This is a genomic window from Croceicoccus naphthovorans, from assembly GCF_001028705.1.
In the GTDB taxonomy this organism is placed as follows: domain Bacteria; phylum Pseudomonadota; class Alphaproteobacteria; order Sphingomonadales; family Sphingomonadaceae; genus Croceicoccus; species Croceicoccus naphthovorans.
In genome coordinates this window covers 910,348-929,828 of sequence record NZ_CP011770.1, presented here as the reverse complement: position 1 = coordinate 929,828, position 19,481 = coordinate 910,348, and the positions used below count along the sequence as shown (strand labels likewise).

17 protein-coding genes are annotated in these 19,481 nt (G+C 62.4%); 10 read left to right on the top strand and 7 right to left on the bottom strand.

What is annotated here, in order from left to right; genetic code table 11:
* Window positions 1-20 precede the first annotated feature (20 nt).
* The 4 genes from AB433_RS04785 to AB433_RS04770 all read left to right on the top strand — a co-directional run bounded on the left by AB433_RS04785 (window position 21) and on the right by AB433_RS04770 (window position 3,431).
* Entirely contained in the window at window positions 21-938 is a 918-nt protein-coding gene (locus AB433_RS04785; protein WP_047820137.1) for an alpha/beta hydrolase, read from the top strand.
* Window positions 939-952: 14 nt separating this feature from the next.
* Window positions 953-1,732, top strand: a complete 780-nt coding sequence (locus tag AB433_RS04780; protein ID WP_047820136.1) for an SDR family NAD(P)-dependent oxidoreductase — start codon at window positions 953-955, stop codon at window positions 1,730-1,732.
* Window positions 1,733-1,809: 77 nt separating this feature from the next.
* On the top strand, window positions 1,810-2,130 hold the full coding sequence (locus AB433_RS04775; RefSeq protein ID WP_245626586.1) for a RidA family protein: 321 nt from the start codon (window positions 1,810-1,812) through the stop codon (window positions 2,128-2,130).
* A 38-nt stretch (window positions 2,131-2,168) separates the two neighbouring features.
* The gene (locus AB433_RS04770; RefSeq protein ID WP_047823333.1) at window positions 2,169-3,431 is read left to right on the top strand and encodes a cytochrome P450; all 1,263 of its coding nucleotides are present in this window, start codon (window positions 2,169-2,171) and stop codon (window positions 3,429-3,431) included.
* Between the two features lie 2 nt (window positions 3,432-3,433).
* Here AB433_RS04770 and AB433_RS04765 read toward each other — a convergent pair whose 3' ends face one another.
* The 4 genes from AB433_RS04765 to AB433_RS04750 all read right to left on the bottom strand — a co-directional run bounded on the left by AB433_RS04765 (window position 3,434) and on the right by AB433_RS04750 (window position 7,107).
* Window positions 3,434-3,904 (bottom strand): nuclear transport factor 2 family protein, encoded by a 471-nt coding sequence (locus AB433_RS04765; protein ID WP_047820135.1) that lies wholly within the window; start codon window positions 3,902-3,904, stop codon window positions 3,434-3,436.
* A 54-nt stretch (window positions 3,905-3,958) separates the two neighbouring features.
* Window positions 3,959-4,945, bottom strand: coding sequence for a quinone oxidoreductase family protein (locus AB433_RS04760; RefSeq protein WP_047820134.1), 987 nt, complete (start codon window positions 4,943-4,945; stop codon window positions 3,959-3,961).
* 52 nt (window positions 4,946-4,997) lie between these two features.
* Window positions 4,998-6,206: an aminotransferase-like domain-containing protein gene (locus tag AB433_RS04755; protein ID WP_053059164.1), complete on the bottom strand. Its 1,209-nt coding sequence runs from the start codon at window positions 6,204-6,206 to the stop codon at window positions 4,998-5,000.
* Window positions 6,207-6,387: 181 nt separating this feature from the next.
* Window positions 6,388-7,107 (bottom strand): PP2C family protein-serine/threonine phosphatase, encoded by a 720-nt coding sequence (locus tag AB433_RS04750; RefSeq protein ID WP_047820132.1) that lies wholly within the window; start codon window positions 7,105-7,107, stop codon window positions 6,388-6,390.
* 90 nt (window positions 7,108-7,197) lie between these two features.
* On the opposite strand from AB433_RS04750, the gene AB433_RS19355 reads away from it, so the two are divergent.
* Window positions 7,198-9,483: a serine/threonine-protein kinase gene (locus AB433_RS19355; protein WP_053058989.1), complete on the top strand. Its 2,286-nt coding sequence runs from the start codon at window positions 7,198-7,200 to the stop codon at window positions 9,481-9,483.
* Window positions 9,480-9,977 carry a potassium channel family protein gene (locus AB433_RS04740; protein ID WP_047820131.1) on the top strand — a complete coding sequence of 166 codons (498 nt, stop codon included), beginning with the start codon at window positions 9,480-9,482 and terminating at the stop codon, window positions 9,975-9,977. The genes AB433_RS19355 and AB433_RS04740 overlap by 4 nt, the downstream gene beginning before the upstream one ends.
* A gap of 15 nt (window positions 9,978-9,992) precedes the next feature.
* On the opposite strand, the gene AB433_RS19350 is transcribed toward AB433_RS04740, so the two are convergent.
* The 3 genes from AB433_RS19350 to AB433_RS04720 all read right to left on the bottom strand — a co-directional run bounded on the left by AB433_RS19350 (window position 9,993) and on the right by AB433_RS04720 (window position 13,195).
* A complete protein-coding gene (locus tag AB433_RS19350; RefSeq protein WP_053058988.1) occupies window positions 9,993-11,741 on the bottom strand; it encodes a hypothetical protein in 1,749 nt (582 codons plus the stop codon).
* A 40-nt stretch (window positions 11,742-11,781) separates the two neighbouring features.
* A complete protein-coding gene (locus AB433_RS19345) occupies window positions 11,782-12,690 on the bottom strand; it encodes a TIR domain-containing protein (protein WP_053058987.1) in 909 nt (302 codons plus the stop codon).
* Window positions 12,691-12,904: 214 nt separating this feature from the next.
* A complete protein-coding gene (locus tag AB433_RS04720; protein WP_047820130.1) occupies window positions 12,905-13,195 on the bottom strand; it encodes a TolC family protein in 291 nt (96 codons plus the stop codon).
* A gap of 425 nt (window positions 13,196-13,620) precedes the next feature.
* Between AB433_RS04720 and AB433_RS04715 the strand changes: the two genes are divergently transcribed.
* Genes AB433_RS04715 through AB433_RS04700 form a run of 4 tightly spaced genes read left to right on the top strand, consistent with a single transcriptional unit; the run spans window position 13,621 to window position 19,455 of the window.
* Window positions 13,621-16,935 (top strand): response regulator, encoded by a 3,315-nt coding sequence (locus AB433_RS04715; protein ID WP_082135021.1) that lies wholly within the window; start codon window positions 13,621-13,623, stop codon window positions 16,933-16,935.
* Window positions 16,932-17,759 (top strand): CheR family methyltransferase, encoded by an 828-nt coding sequence (locus AB433_RS04710; RefSeq protein ID WP_047823321.1) that lies wholly within the window; start codon window positions 16,932-16,934, stop codon window positions 17,757-17,759. The genes AB433_RS04715 and AB433_RS04710 overlap by 4 nt, the downstream gene beginning before the upstream one ends.
* Complete coding sequence (locus AB433_RS04705; RefSeq protein WP_047820128.1) at window positions 17,756-18,322, top strand: chemotaxis protein CheB; 567 nt, start codon at window positions 17,756-17,758, stop codon at window positions 18,320-18,322. Before AB433_RS04710 ends, AB433_RS04705 begins: the two co-directional genes overlap by 4 nt.
* Window positions 18,319-19,455 (top strand): hybrid sensor histidine kinase/response regulator, encoded by a 1,137-nt coding sequence (locus AB433_RS04700; protein WP_047820127.1) that lies wholly within the window; start codon window positions 18,319-18,321, stop codon window positions 19,453-19,455. Before AB433_RS04705 ends, AB433_RS04700 begins: the two co-directional genes overlap by 4 nt.
* Window positions 19,456-19,481 lie beyond the last annotated feature (26 nt).

Here is a 19,481-nt window from a genome sequence, read left to right as displayed (position 1 = left end):
AATGAGGGACGGGATCGGCCATGGCGCTTCACCCCCAGATACAGGCGATGCTGGACAAAAGAGCAGAACTGCAATTGCCCGGATTCGCAGAGGGTACGCCGCACGACGCCCGCGAAACCTTTCGTGTGTCGCAACAAGCCTTGCCGCCGAACCGGGGGGCGAAGGTGGCGGCTATGGAGGACTTGACGGTCGCTGGGCCCGCTGGCCCGGTGCCCGTGCGCCGCTATACGCCGCTGGGTGGCGATCCAATCGGCCAGATCTTTTATTTCCATGGCGGCGGCTGGGTCTTCGGCACCTTGGACGGGTTCGATCCTGCCTGCCGGGAACTGGCCGATGCCAGCCGGTGCGAAGTGCTGAGCGTCGATTACCGCCTTTCGCCCGAACACCGCTTCCCGGCTGCACATGACGACGGCTGGGCGGCAATCGCCGCGCTGCGCGATCCCGCCCTGCCGCTGGTGGTGGCGGGTGACAGCGCCGGTGGGAACATCGCGGCGGGGCTTGCCTTGCGGGCCAAGGCTGAGGGCGCACCGGAGATCGCGCTGCAGCTGCTGGCTTACCCGGCGATTGAGCCTGAACTGACCGGATCGTCGCACGAGTTGTACGGCGACGGTGGCTATCTGATTTCTTCCGCCGACATCGGCTGGTTCTGGGATCAGTTCGTCCTGCCCGCTACGCGGATCGATCCCATTGCCGCTCCGGCGCGGGCCGAGGATCTGACCGGCATGCCAAGGACAATCGTCGTCGTCGCGGGATGCGATCCCTTGCACGACGAAGGCGTGGCCTACGCGAAAAAGCTGCGCGCCGATGGCGTAGAGATCACGCTGCGCGACCACCCTGACATGACGCACGGGTTTTTCACGCTGGTCGACGTAGTGGATCGCGCGAAAGAGGAAATTCGCGCAGTCGGGGCGATCATTGCAGAGGACCTGCGACGTTGAGCTCGAAAGCGGCCATGCTCGATCCGAATGCGCTGCTTTCGCTTGAAGGCAAGGTCGCCGTCGTCACCGGCGCGGCTGCCGGGATCGGGCGCGCCATCGCCCAACGCTTTGCCGCCGCGGGCGCGAAATTGGTTCTGGCCGACAAGGACCGCGACGGGTTGGCCGGCACCCTAAAAAGCATGGATGGCCCCGCAGCGACGTCCTTCACCCTCGATATCGGCGATTGGGAGGCTGCGGATCGCGTTGTCGATCATGCTGTCGCATCGCACGGCACCGTCGACATCCTGATCAACGCGGCGGGCCTGTTTCCGTCGGCGTCGTTGGCCGAGATCAGCGAAGCGCACTGGGACCTGTTGCTCGACATCAACCTGAAAGGCGCGATGCGCATGGCGCAGGCAGCCGCGCGCATCATGGTCTCGGCGGGATCGGGCGCTATCGTCAATATCGCGTCGATCCAGGGCCTGCGCCCTACGGCGGGCAAGGCGGCCTATGCCTCTTCCAAGGCCGGACTGATCGCATTGACGCAAGTGACGGCGAAAGAGCTCGCCCCATCGGGCATCCGCGTCAACGCGGTCGCGCCCGGGCCGATCCTGACCAAGTCGATCAGCGCGCGAATTGAAGCGTTGACCGAAGAGCAGAAAATCGGTGCTGGCCGCCAACTTTCGCAGGTTCCGCTGGGCCGGTTCGGAGAGCCGGACGAAGTTGCACGCATCGTCCTGTTCCTCTCCAGTCCAGCCGCATCGTTCGTGACCGGCGCGACGTGGAGCGTGGATGGCGGCGCTTCGCTGGCCTGATGCTCGCAGACTACAAGACCTCAAAAACAAGGGTGAACCAGATGGCCGAAATCCAGAGAATCTCCGGCAATCCACGCATGAGCATGGCGACCGTCCATGCCGGAACCTGTTATCTTTCCGGGCAAGTCGCGATCGACAATCGCGGCGGCCCCATCGAAGCGCAAGTCGCCGAAATCCTCGACAGAATTGACAACCTCCTGGCCGAATGCGGTAGCGACCGGTCCCGCATGTTGAGCGTTCAGGTCTTCATGGCCGACCTTGCCGACATGGCACCCCTGAACGAAGCATGGGATGCCTGGCTTCCTGCCGGAAGCGCCCCGGCCCGCACGACGATCCAGACGACCCTCGCATCCGACGCCTATCGGCTGGAAATCGCGGTAATCGCGGCGGCAGGCTGAGAATGTACCGCCAATCGATGACAGAAAAGAGAAGCACAATGTTCGCAAATCGCCCAATAGCCGACCCGGATTGTTTCGACCCCGACCGGTTTGCCAGCCACGGCTATCCCCATGAGGTCTGGACCCGCATGCGGCGCGACATGCCCGTCGCGTGGTACGACGACGGATTGCGAGAGCCGTTCTGGGCGATCACCCGCTATGGGGACATCACCGCCATCGGCAAGGACAGCGACAATTTCATCAGCGCGCCGGGGGTCACGATCCTGCGCAAGGATCAGGCAGGTGCGGCGATGAAGCGCAGCGTGCCGCTGATGCTGTCGATGGACCCGCCCGAGCACCACAAGAACCGCACTATCCTGCGCGATCGGTTCAAGCCCAGTGTGATGCGCGCGCTGGAAGAACATATCGTTGAGCGGTGCCGACTGATCGCCGACGAAGTTGCCGCCCGTCGCATCGCGCTTGCCGAACAGGGCGGAGAGCCGGTGATCGATTTCGTCGATGCCATCGCCATGCGCTTGCCACTGGATGTCATCCTTGAATTGTTGGGCGTGCCGACCGACGATCGCGACCAGATGTACGAATGGAGCAACGCCGTCGTCGGTTCGGAAGACCCCGAATATGGCAACGTCGATGTGCCAAGAGAGGCCGTAATGGCGGCGCAGCAGGCGATGTTCGGCTATTTTTCGCGCTTCATCGCGCAAAGGCGGGCCGCACCGGGCGATGACCTGGTCAGCCTTCTGGTCGAAGCGCGGATCGACGGCACGCCTTTGACGGATATGGAAATTCTGGGTTTTTGCTTCTTGCTGGCCATCGCCGGGAACGAGACGACCCGCAACGCGACCAGCGGGGCGATGCTGGCGTTGATCGAACACCCCGAACAGCGGGCCCAGCTTACCGCGAACCGGTCGATCATGCCCGTGGCGGTCGAAGAACTTCTGCGCTGGGTGACACCCATCATCTACATGGCCCGCACCGCAACGCGCGATATCGAGATTGCGGGCCAGACGGTTCGCAAGGGCGAGAAGGTCGTCATGCTCTACCCCTCCGCCAACCGTGACGAGGCGGTTTTCGACGATCCGTTTACGCTGAACCTGGAGAGGAAACCGAACCGGCACCTGACATTCGGCTTCGGTCGGCACAGCTGTCTTGGTAACGATCTTGCCCGCATTGAACTGCGCGCTGTCTTGAACGAAATCCTTTCGCGATTCCCGGACATCGAATTGGCGGGAGAGGTGAGCCGTCTGCGGTCCAATTTCGTCGGCGGGATCAAGGCGATGCCGGTCCGCCTGCACAAGCCCTAGCGTTACGATGCTGGCGCTGGCCTGCCGCGGATAATCTCGACCGGGCCTTCGGTCCTGGTATTGCGATAATGGCGGCGGGTAATGCGCCACCCATCATCGGTACGCACCCAATCGTCGCTGTATTCGCCCCAACATGCGTAGCGCTTGCCAACAAAGTGTTCCAGCCCGTGATGGGTCGCATGAAACCGGGCCTTGGCGCGGGCCGTATCGCCGTCGACCTTGATCCTGATATTGCTGACCGAATGCGCGGTTTCGCCGCAAAGCGATCCATGACCCATGTTCCGGGTGAGCCGGGTAATCAACGGCTCCACCCCGAACTCAAGAATGCCGTTTGAACTGCGATAATCCTGCACGGCATCGGGCAGAAATACCTCTCGCAAGCCGGTGAAATCCTTGCTGTCGATAACGGTGCAATAGTGGGCGTAAACAGTTTCTATCGCCTGTGCGTCATTGCGGTCTTGCAGCTTCGTCATGATGGCGTCCCCTTGGTCAGCTTATCGGATCCAGTCCGGTCGCAAACCGCGCCTTCATCGCCAAGGCCCTTCGGCGATATCGACGACGATCTTGCCAGAGACATGCCCGCCCTTGATGCGCCGAAGCGCGGACGCGCAATCGCATGGCGACACGACCTCAACCTGCGGAAACGGGATCGCTTCCCTTTCCAAATCCGCGATCAGGCTGCGCAATTGGTCGCCTTCGCGACCTCGGCTAGCCATCGCCGTTATGACGGAGATGCCACGCGCGGCGGCCATTTCGGCGTCCGAAACCGGCTCGCCCTTGGCAAGCGTTCCGATCGCGACAAGCCTTCCCCGCGGTCTGATCAGGTCCAACGCTTGCGGCAAGCTGCCCTGCCCCACCGTGTCCAGCACCACGTCCACGCCGCCGGGAAACCGGGTATAAAAATCATCCAGCCAATGCTGATCGGTGTAATCGAAGGCAATCGCGCCAAGCTCGCCCAATCTGTCGTGGTTGACACGGCGCGCCGTCGCGGCGGCCTTGGCCCCAATCTTGCGCGCAAGGGCGAGTGCAAAGCTGCCGGTACCGCCTGCCCCGCCGTTGACGAGGACCGTTTGCCCGCCCCGCAATCCACCAGCAACCAGCAATGCCTCAAAGGCGGTGACACCGGCTGTGGGCACTGCGGCGGATTGGCTGAAGGCGATGGTATCAGGAAGTTTGCACGTCGTCTTTGCTGGTACCGTAACAATCTCCGCCAGCGAACCTGCGCCCCCTCGTGCGACCGAAGTCTTGGCGACAACCCGATCTCCGACCGAGAAGCCGGCGACTTGCGCACCGACATCAACGATTACGCCCGCGGCATCAAAGCCGAGAACCTGAGGATAGCGGAGGCGCAAATGCGGGGCCAACCACCCCTCGGCCAGCTTCCAGTCCGCCGGATTCAGACCGGCTGCGTGAACTTTGATCGCGATCTCGTCCGCTGTCGCCCGCGGTTCGGCGACTTGCACCACACCCACATCGTCCAGGCCGCCTGCCCCTGTTACCGCGATTGCCTTCATCGACGGTCGTCGCCTTGGTTCCGTGCCGGGGTCGGGGGGGTTTTGTGGGTCATTATCCTTCGCGGATCAGGCCGCCAAGGCGTTCGATCCCTTCGCGCGCGGCGGCGGCGGGGATCATGGAGAAGCTTAGACGAAACGTATTCGGCTTTGGCACGATGTTGGTCGCATTGGCCGGATAGAACGCCGACCCCGAAATGATCGAAACCGATCGTTCCAGCAGCGCTCGTGCCGCCAACGCCGCGCCATCGATACCGTCCGGCAATTCCGCCCAGACATAGAGGCCGCCCTGCGGCCTCGTCCACGAAACGCCGTGCGGCATGAACTCCTCCATCGCATCGAGCATTGATCGGCAACGGTCGCGATAGACGCTTCGGGCAATCCTGGTCGAAGTATCGAGGTGATCTCTTACGACATCGAGAAGAAGCATCTGGTTCAGCGCGCTCGTCGCTAGATCGCTCGCTTGCTTGATCAGGACCAACCGCCGGATGACGTCGCGCGGACCGGCAATCCACCCTACCCGAAGCGAAGGCGCGATCGTCTTCGAAAAGGTGCCGGTATGCAGCACCGGTGATCGCTCGATGCTGCCGTATCGCTCGGCGGCCAGCGCCGCGACCGAGGCGATGTCCTCGCCTTCGTAGCGAAGCTGTTCGTAGCATCCGTCTTCAATGATCGCCATGCCGGTATCGTCGGCAAGATCGAGCAGGGCGAGCCGATCCTTGCGCGACATGCAGGTGCCGGTTGGATTGCGGAAATCCGGCCCGACATAGCAGAACTTGGCCCCCGCCAAATCCGTAGGGTTCCAGTCGGCGCTGTCTTCGGGAAGGCCCAGATATTGCGGTTCGTAGGCATCGAACGCACGCAACGCGCCGATGAAACTGGGAATTTCGACCAGTGCCTTGTCGCCCGGCGACAGCAGCAGTTTTGCCAGAAAATCGAGGCCCTGCTGCGATCCATTGGTGATAATCACGTTGTCGGCTTCGCAAGCCGTGCCCTGCCGGGTCATGTAGCCCGCAATCCATTCCCGCAGCGGCAGGTATCCCTCGCTGGGCGCGTATTGCAGCGCGGTTTGCGCCCGCGCGCGATCGGCCCACAATCGCGCCGATGCGTCCGACAAAGGCTCGTAGGGAAAGATCGCAGGGTCGGGCAGGCCGCCGCCCAGATGGATGATTTCCGCCCGGTCGAGCAGCTTCATCTTCTCGCGTATGTCGGAAGGCATCACGCCCTTCATCCGCCGGGCATAGAGCGCCCCCCAGTCAGTCACCGGCCATTCTCCCGATTGCCACCTCGGTAGCACGCAAGCACGCCGCCGACCTTCATCTCGAAGGCTGGAAAATTGTTTTTTTATATGGTGTTGATTGGGAGATTAGAGACGATTTCAACGTTCAAGAAATGCCTAATCGTCACAGGTACCTGATAGGAAAGAGAACAGTCGCCGACCGGACCTAAAGCACCCGAACAATGATCGAAGTGAAATTGTCCGGGGCCCCGCGATCAAGGATCACCTTCGCCATCGTTGCCGTCGCCTGTCGCGGATTGCGTGAAGTCAGGTGCTCGCAGATTTCCTCCGGATGAAGAACCTTGGTCACACCGTCGCTGGCCAGCAGGAACAGGTCCCCCGGCTGGGTCCGGCCCGATACGCAATCAATCACCAGTTCCTTGTCCGCACCCACCGCGCGCGTGATGACATTCGCATCGGGATGGCTCTCCGCATCCGCAGGATCGAGCAGTTCCGCGTCGATCAGGTCCTGCACCAGACTGTGATCGCGGGTCAGCTGTTGAATCGCGCCGTTGCGGACCAGCAGGATGCGGCTGTCGCCCACCCAGAAACACCGAAATTCCCCGCCCGCGATGACAAGGCCAACGACCGTCGTGCCAATGGTGCGCGGCGTCGCGCCTTCGCGGGCAAGGTCGACCAGTCTGCGCTGAACTTCGTGAATCGCGGCCATCGCGGCCTCTGCGGTCTGGCCTGAATCGGCCGAAACCGGCAGATCACGCGTCGCCTCCACGATCATGGCGCTGGCGACCTCGCCCGCCTCGTGCCCGCCCATGCCGTCCGCGACGACCCAGAAACCGTCGGCAGTACGGTCCAAGTAATTGTCTTCGTTGATCTTTCGGCGCAGGCCCACCTCGCTCTGGCAGGCGGTGATGAATTTGGGGCTCATATCCGGCCTTAATCCTGCCTTTGCGGTTGAAAGACGGTATCGTCCTGTGCGACTTGTTAACCATGTAACAGTGGTGGGGGCACCTCGGCAATGAGCAAGGCTTACAGTACCAAGGCGTTACCATCTGGCACGATATTGCGCGAATGGCGGCTGGAAGAAGTACTGGGCGTCGGCGGTTTTGGCATCGTCTATAAAGGCCGCGGCATTTATTTTGACGAACTTGTTGCAATCAAGGAATATTTCCCCAGCTCAATCAGCGAGCGGGACGAGGACGATACCGTCGTTCCGGTCGATTCCAATGCCGAGGAAGTTCACGCCCTTGGCCTGAAGAAATTCGTCGAAGAGGCGAAGTTGCTGTGGAACCTATCCACGCCGACGCGCCATCCCAACATCGTCTCGGTGCGTTCGCTGTTCGAAATTCACGGCACGGCCTACATGGTCATGGACTTCGAGGACGGGACGCCGCTGTCGCGCCTTTTGAAAAGCGGGACGAAGTTCAATCAGGCCGCCCTGTCCAAGATCATCCTGCCGATTGCCGAAGGGCTGGACCGCGCGCACCGCGTCGGCGTGCTCCACCGCGATATCAAACCGCCGAACATCATGGTGGGCGACGATGACAGGGCTGTGCTGATCGACTTCGGCTCCGCCCGCTTCGAATCCGGCGAAGCGACCAGCACCAAGGTCACGTTCCACACCCCGCCCTACGCCCCGATCGAGCAATATGTCCGCACGTACGAACAAGGGCCGTGGACCGACATCTACGCGCTGGGCGTTGTGCTGTACGAATGCGTATCGGGCGAGAAGCCGCCGGAAGTGCTGGAGCGTTTGCACGGCGGTGCGGGGAAGCCGTTGGTCGAAGGCAACTGGCCTGGGTTCAGCCGCACATTCCTGAAGGCGATCGACGCGGCGATGACGATCCGCCCGCAGGATCGCCCACAGTCCATCGCACAATGGCTCGATATGTTCGAGGCCGACGATATCCGAACCGAGAGCACCCCTTTCGAGCCCGACGAAGACGACGAAGATGCGACCCGCATCGCGGTTTTCGACACCGGTTCCGATACCATCAAGCCCGTCGCGCCCATCGCCAAGGGATTTGGCGGCGGCGCGCTAAGCACCGGCGTGCCGGACAAGCCAGACGAGGCGAAATTCGTCGGACGACCGAAGCCGAACGAGGCGGAGAAGGTCCCGGTCCAGCCTGCCGTGGCAGCGGAAAAGGCCGAGACGCCGAAGGACGAGCCCGCAGCCAAGTCGGACGATGTGGCCCCAGCGTCGGCCGAGACGCCAACCGCTAAAAAGGCGGACACCCCGCCTCCGGCTGACAAGGCTCTGGCCAAGGAGCCCACGAAGAAAGCGAAGGAAGCCGACAACAAGGCCAAGGATGACAAGAAGGAGGGCATCGCCAAGCCCGCCATCGCGGTCGTTATCGTCGGCGCTATTCTCGCTTTCGCCGGATGGCAAATCTTTGGCGGCAAAAGCGGCGACGGCCCCGTTCCGTCTGCGCCGACACCCATGATTTCGGCACCCGCCGACGCGTCCGAATTCCCCGCGATGTTCACGGCCCTTGCCGAAGAAGCGGCCAATGCGGGCATGGGCGACGATCTGACCGAAATGCTGACCGCCGACGCGGAAACGGTCGATTCCGAACAAGCCGCCGTCGCCCGGCTGCGGGAATTCGCCTCCGCCGCCCGATCCGCCGGGGAAGCGCGAACAAGGACCGTGGCACGCGACCTGCCGTGGGCCGACGTTTCGCGCAGCAACTCCGCACGTGGCGAAAGCCCGCAGCGGCGCAAGGCGGCAGACGACCTGAAGGCCGGGTTCGCGGGCCTGCGCGACAAGGCCGATGCCGTCGAACAGGCGCAAGGTCTGGAGGCAACGCTGGTCGCGGTTCGCGAAGAGATCGCGGCATACAGCACCCTGCGCACGCTGGCCGCCGCCACCTATCGCGCCAAGGGCACCGACAGCGCGACGCAAGCAGCGGAAGCCACGCCCGATAGCAGCACGCCGACCGCAACCGAAACGGCCACCATCGCCGCCAGCACGCCAGCCGCGACATCCGATGCCGGCGTGTCTGCCGCCACACGCCGCGAATTCGACCGCAACGTCGATTCCGCCCGCGACATCGCGCGCCAAATCGATCGGCTGGCGAGCAGCCGCAAACCGGGATCGAACGCCAGCGACGAAGAGAAAGAAGGCTATCGCATCCGCCAGGCATCGGCCGACGCGGCGAAGCAATACACCAGCTATCTCGACACGCTGGAGGCTTCGATGCGCGGCACCTCGACAGAGGCAGAGGCGCGCAATTCGGTGGTGAAGGCATCGCAGACCAAGTCGTACCTTCAGGCCCTGTTGAACCGGGCCAGAGCGGCGCAGTGATTACCGAGGCCTTCGTCGGACTGCTGGGCGCATTCGCCGGGGTTGCGATCACGATTTACATGCACTTTTTCGGGCTGCGCTGGCTGGCGCATTCGGTGCAGTTGCGCGAACCCGCTGTGCGCCACCCACTGCTCGTCGTATTGTTTGTAATCTTTGCCCTCCACACGCTTGAGGTCCTGGTCTTCGCGGCCATCCTCGTTTTGATCGAGGTCACGGGTTTCGGCGACCTGCAAGGCCTGACCACCGGCGGGGCGGGATGGCTGGTCGACCATTTCTACTTCTCGATCGCATCTTACACCACGCTTGGCCTGGGCGACATCGTGCCGCATGGCGCCATCCGCATGGTCACGGGGGTGGAGGCGCTGACCGGGCTGGTACTGGTGACGTGGAGCGCGTCCTTCACCTATTTGATGATGGAGCGGCTGTGGATGGACCGCCTGCCGACCATTACAGAGACCGAAATCGAATCCGAACTGGACGCAGAGAAGCGCTAGGCTAGGCGGCCTGCTTTAACCCGGCACCTGCAAAGACCGTTCGCGATAGGCCAGCGACCATTCGTTCAGGTCCGACAGCATGATTTCTGCCGTATCGCGCAGTTCCTTGGTCAGCACGTCCAACTCGGTGGCATCTTCCAGCCGCGCGCCGTTTCCGCGCAGGGCGCGCACCGTGCTGATCGATCGGCTGGCGGTCACCAGATGCTCGCCATGTCCGCGCAAACCGAATGCCGCCGCGCTCAACGCGGGGAAACCCGCCGTGACGAAGACGAAAGGCGCGGTCAGCGGCTTTACCCAGTCGTGCATGAAGAAATAGACCACGATATAGAGCGAACAGGCCGCGATCACCCCGCCGACAAGGAAATTGCCGACCTCGTGCAGCTTGTGATCGATGTCGTGCATGCGCTTGGCATTGATCTCGTGATAGGCGGTCTGCGGGCGCACCTGTTCAGTCAGAACGTCGTGCGCCAGCTTGCGCACGGTCTCATCGGTCATCGTCCCGATGGGCGCCTCCATCTGGCGCCAGATTGAGGCGGCGTACCATCGGGTCCAGTCGGTCGATTCCTCGTGACGGGCAGAGCGCTCGGCAAAATCAGCGCGGAACGGCGGACCGGCCAGTCCGGTACGCTTCAGGTAGGCCAGCGGACGCAGCGATTCCGCAAGATGGCGATATTGCAGCCACTTGCGATGCCACTCTCCCTTGCTGCCCCAATGTGTGTTGTAGAATAGCAGCGCGATCACGCTTAGTTCGACCATGACCAGCCAGATCTTGATCGACGGCACGATCAATCCGGTCAGCGCGACGATCACCGCCAGTGCGGCCAGCGCGTAGTTCGTGACATGCCCGCTGCGGAACAGTTGCGCATAACGGATGGCGAGGAAGTTCGCCCAGTCGTAGGCCGCGTCCAGCGTCCGCGTGTCGAGATCGCCGGACTTGCCGCTGCCCGCTTCGTGTCCATCGGCGACACGGCCCTGATGCCACGGGCGGCGCGGCAGCTTCTTGATCCGCAACAGGCTGAGCATCATCGGATACTCGATGCGCCAGTTGGTCGTCTGCTCTATCTCCGCCAGATATTGCGCGATGTGCTGCTTTTCGATTTCGCCATGCGGCGCGAGAACGCCGGTCACGAGGTGGATGTAATCTTTCGGCCCTGCCAAGGACGCGACTTCGGGGTCCAGCACTTCGCCGCCGATCAGCAGGCGAACATCGCTGATCGTCTTGTTCGTCCGGTCGACGCAAATGTGGATGACCGGCACGCCCGCGATCAGCGCCAGTTCGACGACATGCGCGGTGCCGCCCCGGCCCTTGCCCTCGTCCCCGTCCCAGACGGCGACCACAATATCGGCGGCGGCGATGATCGCCTTGCCGACAAGGACGTAGGCATCCTCTTCGTGGGCACGCTTGCCGGGCAGGCAGAACACCTCGTCCGCAGCGGCGACCTGCCGCTTGAACTCGCGGTGTTCCTCGCCCGATGCGAAGTCGTGCGTGTATTCAGCCTCCGAAAACGGCAGGATCGCGCGGACTTCAAAATCGTGATGCCGCGCCGATCGCGCTGCGATCTGGTCCGCCCCGGTAGCCAGCGCGGTATGGAACCGGAACAGCGGCGGTTCGGCGGCATAATGCTCCGGCTCGCTCTCGCGCAGTGATCGCGTCGCGCCGATCAGCGATAGAAGCACCCGGTCCAGGTTCTCTCCCAGTTCAGCGGTTATCGCTTCATCCAGGGCATTGGCACGGTGGCCGGTGATCCCGACATTCAGCGTCAAACGCGGACGCGGTGGGTGTCGCAGCAAGCCGGGCAGCCCCTTAACGCGCGGCGACCGCGGCGCGCACTTCGTGAACCAGCCGGATCCCTCCGACCTGCAAGACCGAGCCTACGGGCAACGGCACGGTTCCCTCCACCCGCTCGTCATCGACGAACGTGCCGTTGGTTGAGTTGAGGTCCGACACCACGAGTTGTCCGTCGGAAAATACAAGTTCGCAATGGCTGCGCGACACGCGCGGATCGCCCAGCACGACATCGGCCGGGGCCGAACGCCCGATCCGGGCCCCCAACGGTCCGATAGCAAAAGGCGCGCTTTCCGCATCGTCCAGCATTTCCAACACGTGCTGTTCGGCATATGCCAGATCGGCATAGCCCGAAAGCTGGGTCTGATCGGATTCGTAAGCCTCTGGCCTGGCGGCAAAAGCCGGGAAGGCGGTTACTTTCGCCGCAGGCTCTTCGCGCGCATCGGGATCGTCCGCGACCGCAGGCTCTTCTAACGGCGTCAGCTGCTGCGGCTTTGCCTTGGTGGCGATGCGGCCTTCCGCCACGGCGCTTTCGCCGACAAGCGTGCGCAAGTCGGCGACGAACTGGCCCCATGCGGCATCGTCCTGCTCACCCGTCCAGTGCGCCAGTTCCGCCGTATGCGTCAGTTCGAAAATGATCGGACGGTCGCACGGCTCGATAATCGCGGGGGCAAGTCGCCCGGTGCGGTCTGCCAGCGTCGCCTCTGCCCGAACCCATCGTGACTTCACCGAACGCGGCGACCACAACACGACGACAGCCTTCGCCGCGCGCAGGTTGCGTTCGATTACCTCGTCGAATGTCTCGCCGGAATGCAGGGCGGCATCCCACCATACCTCGAAGCCCGCTGCTCCCAAGCCGTCGGCGAACCGGCGCGCAACCGCGCGGTCTTCGCGACTATAGGAAATGAAAATATCCGGACCCGACACTGATGCCCCCGTAACCGTCCAATAGCACAGTCAATAATCGGCAGTTCGAATTGATCGACCCGATCCCACAGGCCGATCAAACCGATCGGGGCGACCCACAAAACCCCGCATACCGGCCAATCGTGGGCAATCTTAACAAATCGTTAGTTTCTCGCAAGCGCGGAATGAAGAATGTCCCGAAAGGGGGTTAACGCGCCCATGTCTCAGTTCGGGTTCAGCCCTCCGCCCAGCGCGACGAACAGCGTCGCGCCGTTCTAAGATAGGCCCGCTGCGTCATTAACAACTGCTGCCGCGCGGCGTAGAGATTGCGTTCGGCATCAAGCACTTCAAGGTAATCGGCAACCCCCTCGCGATACCGCAGCCGCGCGATCCGCGCGATCCGTTCCCGCGCGCTGACGCCCGCGTTCCTGCACAATGACTTGCTCGGCCAGCCAGCGTCGACCCGCCAGACCGTCCAAAACTTCGCGAAGAGCGTGGAATCGTACCACCCGACGATGGTCGACATCCTTCCTACAGCCATCAATCGCCGCGACATCGTCAATGCGGATCCGCTGACTACCGGGTTAGGCGCTTACCAAGTGTTTGGCTCACCGGCATTGAGTGGCGAACATACAAGAGGGTGACGAGCCTTTTAACTGCATTTACGGCCCTGCGAAACCGAAGGAAATGCTTACGCCGCAAAAACATGGAACCAAACCCCCGGCAATGCGTTGGGCAGGGTCATTTTGGCAAAAATCAGTGGGCGCTTGATTGCGCCGAAGCGCCTGCCAGTCGCTGCGGGTCGACTTGCGAGGGTGTTCGAATTTGAAGAATTCTTTGGGTGTGCGCAGGCTCCGCAACGCTATCAACTGGTGGGCGCTGGGCGGTCTTGCGCTGGGTATCGGTTTCTTCCTGGTCACCGCGATCACGTCTTACGCCAACCTGCTGAACATGCGGGCCAGCGAAGAGCGCATTCGCGAAACGCACGAAATTCTGGGCACACTCGACGATGTCCTGATCGCCGGGCTGGATGCGGAAACTGGGCAGCGTGGATACCTGCTGACCGGCGAGGAAGCCTATCTGGCTCCCTATATCGAAGGAGTTGCGGATCTTCAGCGACAGATGGCCGCTCTGCAGGCCGCGACGCGCGACAACAGCTTGCAGAAAGAGAGTTTCGACCAGCTCAAGGCTTCTACCGACGTGAAGCTCCGCGAAATGGCCCGCATAGTCGAACTGCGGCGCGGCGGGTCGGTCGATGCGGCGCTGGCCGAAATGAATAGCGACCGCGGCAAGATCGCAATGGACAGCATTCGCGAACAACTCTCCCGCTTGCGACAACAGGAGCTGACCACGCGAGAGGACAGCGTCGCCAGCCTTGCCGCCGCGTCGCAACAGGCCGTCGTCAGCGCGGTGCTGACCAGCCTGATCGGTATTGTCCTTACACTCGCGGTGTTCATCCTGACAACACGATCGAACCGCGTCCGCGATCGCCAGAAATGGCTTCAAAACGCGCAAGTCGGCCTGTCGGAGACGATGCGCGGCGACAAAAAGATCGAGCAGCTTGCCGCCGACATCCTGCGCTTTTTTGCCGAACATGTCGGGGCCAGCGCCGGGGCGTTGTTCAAGGGCGAAGCAGGTGTATTCAACCGGGTCGCCACGCTTGGCGTGCCCGCGAATGCCGAGATTCCGCAGTCTTTCGACCGCGCGGACGGCCTGTTGGGCAAAGTCGCATCCGATGGCGAGGCGGTGCTGCTGCGCGATGTTCCCGCTGGTTACCTTTCCATCGGTTCCGCATTCGGCAGCGACGCGCCTCGCCACCTATTGATTGCCCCAGCCCATACCGACGGGATCGTCAATTCGGTCATCGAACTAGGATTTTTGGAAGAAGTCGACGAGCGGGTGCTCGAACTCCTCGACAACACGGCCGGGTCCATCGGCATAGCGCTGCGCTCTGCGCGGTTCCGCGAAAGGTTGCAGGACGCGCTGGAGGAAACGCAGCGTCAGGCGGGCGAGTTGCAGGCGCAAAGCGAGGAACTGCGCGTTTCCAACGAGGAACTGGAAGAACAGGGCAACGCCCTGAAGGAATCGCAAGCGCGCCTGGAACTGCAACAGGTCGAGCTGGAGCAGACCAACAGCCAGTTGGAGGAACAGGCCCAGACGCTGGAAAACCAGCGCGACGAGCTGAGCCGCGCGGCATCCTCGCTCCAGCTGAAGGCGCGCGAACTGGAGCAGGCGAGCCAATACAAGTCAGACTTTCTTGCCAACATGAGCCACGAGCTGCGCACCCCGCTCAATTCACTGCTAATCCTGTCCAAACTGCTGGGCGACAACACCGACGGCAACCTCTCTGGCGAGCAGGTCAAATACGCTCGCACCATCGAGTCTTCGGGCAATGACCTGCTGACGCTGATCAACGACATCCTCGACCTCTCGAAGATCGAAGCAGGGCATGTCGAGATCGACGCCGCCCCGGTATCGACCGAGCGTCTGGCGGCCGACATGCGCAAGCTGTTCGAACAGGTCGCGCAGGAACGGGGGCTGGACCTGAAGATCGAGATCGCGCCCGACGCGCCGCGCTCTATCGAAACGGATCGCATGCGGTTGGAGCAGGTCCTGAAAAACCTTCTGTCCAACGCGCTGAAGTTCACCGAGCAGGGCAGCGTTAGCCTGTCGATACGGCCCGCCGATAACGATACGCTGGAACTGGTCGTCACCGACACCGGCATCGGCATCGCCCCCGAACAGTGCGAGGCCATTTTCGAAGCATTCCGTCAGGCCGACGGCACGATCAGCCGAAAGTTCGGCGGCACCGGGCTGGGCCTGTCGATCTCGCGAGAACTGGCGCGGTTGCTGGGCGGGTCGATTCGGCTGGACAGCGAAGTCGGCAAGGGCAGCACCTTTATCGTCACCGTTCCCGTCGCCTACGATCCCGGCAAAGTTGCGGCGCGCGATGTGCCGTTGCCAGTGCCGGCGCGGTCGAATGCCGTGCTGCCTGTGGGCACGCCCAAGAGCGCGCCCGCCAAAGCCCCTGCCCCATCGTCGTCGGTCGACGATGACAGGAACGACCTGTCCGAAGGCAAACGCCTGTTGCTGGTTATCGAGGACGATTCCACCTTTGCCTCCATCGTCTGCGAATTGTCGCGCCAGATGGGCTTTCAATGCATCGTTGCCGGAAGCGCGCAGGATGCGCTCGACCTTGCCCGCGAATACGTTCCCAACGCCATCGTGCTCGACATCGGGTTGCCCGACCAGTCGGGCCTGACCGTGCTGGACCGGTTGAAGCATCAGGACGAGACGCGGCACATCCCCATCCACGTCATTTCGGGCGAGGATCAGAGCAAGACGGCACTGGCGCTGGGCGCGGTCGGCTTCCTTGGCAAGCCCGCTCCGCGTGAACAACTGGCGGAAGTGCTGGCCGGATTGCAGGAAAAGCTGACTGCCCGGATGCGCCGCGTGTTGATCGTTGAAGACGACCCGGTTCAACGTGAGGCGGTGGGCAAATTACTGGATTCGCGCGACGTAGAAACGGTCGGCGTCGGCACGGCGGCCGAATGCCTCGATGAAATTCGTGAGGGCGACTACGACTGCATCGTGCTCGACCTGTCGCTACCCGACGCATCGGGCTTTTCGCTGCTGGAAACGCTGAGCGAGGACCACCCCCACGCCCTGCCCCCGGTGATCGTCTATACCGGGCGCGATCTGTCGCCGGACGAGGAACAGCGCCTGCGCCGCTATTCCAGCTCCATCATCATCAAGGGCGCGAAATCGCCCGAACGCCTGTTGGACGAAGTGTCGCTGTTCCTGCATCAGGTCGTGGCGGAACTGCCGCCTGAACAGCAGCAGATGATCGAAAAGGCGCGCCACCGCGACGCCGCTCTGGAAGGCCGGCGGATCATGATCGTCGAGGATGACGTGCGCAACGTCTACTCATTGACCAGCGTGCTGGAACCGCGCGGCGCGCTCACCCGTATTGCCCGCAATGGGCAGGAAGCGCTGGACGCGCTGGCCGATGCCGCAGGCGACAGCGACAAGGCGATCGATCTGGTGTTGATGGACGTGATGATGCCGGTGATGGACGGACTGACCGCCGTGCGCGCCATCCGTGACGATCCGCAATGGCGCAATCTGCCGATCATCATGTTGACCGCCAAGGCCATGCCCGACGATCAGCAGAAATGCATGGACGCGGGTGCGAACGATTACATGGCCAAACCGATCGACGTCGATAAACTGCTATCGCTGGTGCGCGTATGGATGCCGCGATGACGGGCGAGACGGTAGAGGATCTGGAAATCCAGCTGCTGCTCGACGCGCTCTATCGGCATTATCACTACGATTTCCGCCATTATGCGCAGGCGTCGATCAAGCGACGCCTGCTCCAGGCGCGGCGGCAACTGGGTTTCGACAGTATTTCGGCGCTGCAATCCGCCGTGTTGCATGACAAGACGATGCTGCCCAACCTGCTGAACTATCTGACCGTGCAGGTCAGCGAGATGTTCCGCGATCCGTCCTATTACCGCGCGCTACGCGAAAAAGTGGTGCCGCACCTGCATACCTATCCGTCGCTGAAAGTCTGGATCGCCGGGTGCAGCCGTGGCGAGGAACTGTACTCGCTCGCCATCCTGTTCCGCGAGGAAGGCCTGCTCGACAAGACGATCTTTTACGCCACCGACATCAACCCCGCCGCGCTGAAGGCGGCGCAGGCGGGCATTTACCCGCTGGACCAAGTGCGGCTGTTCACCGAAAACCACCGATTGTCGGGCGGGCACAGTTCGCTGTCCGATTACTACACCGCCGACTATGGCCGCGCCGTGTTCGACAAGTCTTTGCGCGCCCGCACCGTGTTTTCCGACCACAGCCTTGTCACCGATGCCGCCTTTGCCGAAATGCACCTGATTTCGTGTCGCAACGTATTGATCTATTTCGATAGAGACCTTCAGGACCGAGTCGTCAGCCTGTTCGCGGAATCGCTGGCCCGGCAAGGGTTTCTGGGGATCGGGTCGAAGGAAAGCCTGCGCTTTTCCGCCCATGCCGACAAGTTCGTCGAACATGTGAGAGAGGATCGTATCTATCGGAGGGTGGCGCGATGACCCAGCAACTGATCGCGATCGGCGCGTCGGCGGGCGGGGTTCAGGCCCTGTCGCATATCCTGCCCCCGCTGGCGGCGGATTTTCCGCGATCCATCGTGGTCGTCGTCCACGTTCCGCCGCGCCAGGACAATGCGCTAGTCAAGCTGTTCTCGGAAAAGTGCCGGATGCAGGTTAAAGAGGCGGAAGACAAGGAGCCTCTGCAACCCGGAACGATCTATTTCGCGCCGCCCGATTATCACGTTCTGGTCGAAGGCGATGGCGCCTTGGCGCTATCTACCGAAGAGCCGGTGAACCATTCGCGCCCGGCGATCGACGTGCTGTTCGAAACGGCCGCCGATGCCTTTGGCCCTGCGGTGACTGGAATCGTCCTTACCGGCGCGAACCATGACGGTGCAAACGGCGCGCGCGCCATCGAGGATGCGGGCGGCGTGGTATTGATCCAGGACCCGGCAACTGCAGAAATGGCGGCGATGCCAGAGGCAGCGGTCGAAGCCTGCCGGGATGCCGCAATCATGACTTTGGACGAGATTGCGGCATCGTTGGCCGCCGGGGTGGCAGAATGACCGCGCCCGAAGCCCCGATCAATTTCCTGTTGGTAGACGACCTGCCCGAAAACCTGCTGGCGCTGGAAGCCTTGCTGAGGCGCGATGGGGTGCAATTCCACACCGCGCAAAGCGGCGAAGAAGCGCTGGAACTCATGCTGGAGCACGACTACGCGCTGGCGCTGCTGGACGTGCAAATGCCGGGCATGGACGGGTTCGAGTTGGCCGAAATCATGCGGGCGAACGAACGGTCGCGCCATATCCCGATCATCTTCGTTACTGCCGGAACCGGCGACATTTCCCGACGCTTTCGCGGGTATGAGGCAGGCGCGGTCGACTTCATCCAGAAACCGATAGAGGCTGACATCCTGCGCTCAAAAGCCGAGGTTTTCCTTGGCCTCTATGCGCAGCGTAGGCAGATCGCGGCACAGCGCGACGAACTCGCCATCCTGACATCGGCCCTGCAAGCTGCGGACAAGCAGAAGAACCACTTCCTTGCGGTGCTTGGCCACGAACTGCGCAATCCCCTCTCGGTGCTGTCTTCGGGGCTGAACATCCTGGAACGCGGTAACACCCGGATCGACGCAGAAGGCGTGCGCACCGCGATGCGCCAGAACCTTAGCCATGTGTCCCGGCTGGTCGAAGACCTGCTCGACATTGCCCGGATCGAGCAAGGCAAGATTTCCCTGCGCAAGGAACCGATCACTTTGCAGGAGGTGCTGCCGCTGGCGCTGGAACTCAATCGACCGGCCATCGACGAAGCGGGGCACGAATTGAAGGTCAGCGTTCCTGACGATCCGATCGAATTGGATGGCGATCCTGCCCGCATTATCCAGATCATCAGCAATCTTGTCGGCAACGCCGCCCGCTATACTCCGGCGGGCGGGCAGATATCGGTGTCGCTTGCCGCTGCGGACGGCCAAGCCGTTTTGGAAGTGAGCGACACCGGCGTCGGCATCGACGTTGAGGAACAGGAAAAGATCTTCGAACTGTTTGGGCAGGCTGCGTCCGTTTCGGGCAAGGTGACCGGCGGACTTGGCATCGGCTTGGCTCTCGTGAAAGAGCTGGTGGAGCTGCACGGCGGCACCATCAGTTTGAAGAGCAGCGCCAAGGGTATGGGGAGTTGTTTTCAGGTGCGGTTGCCCACGACCTGATGAGGCCAGCGTCAGAGCCATCTGAC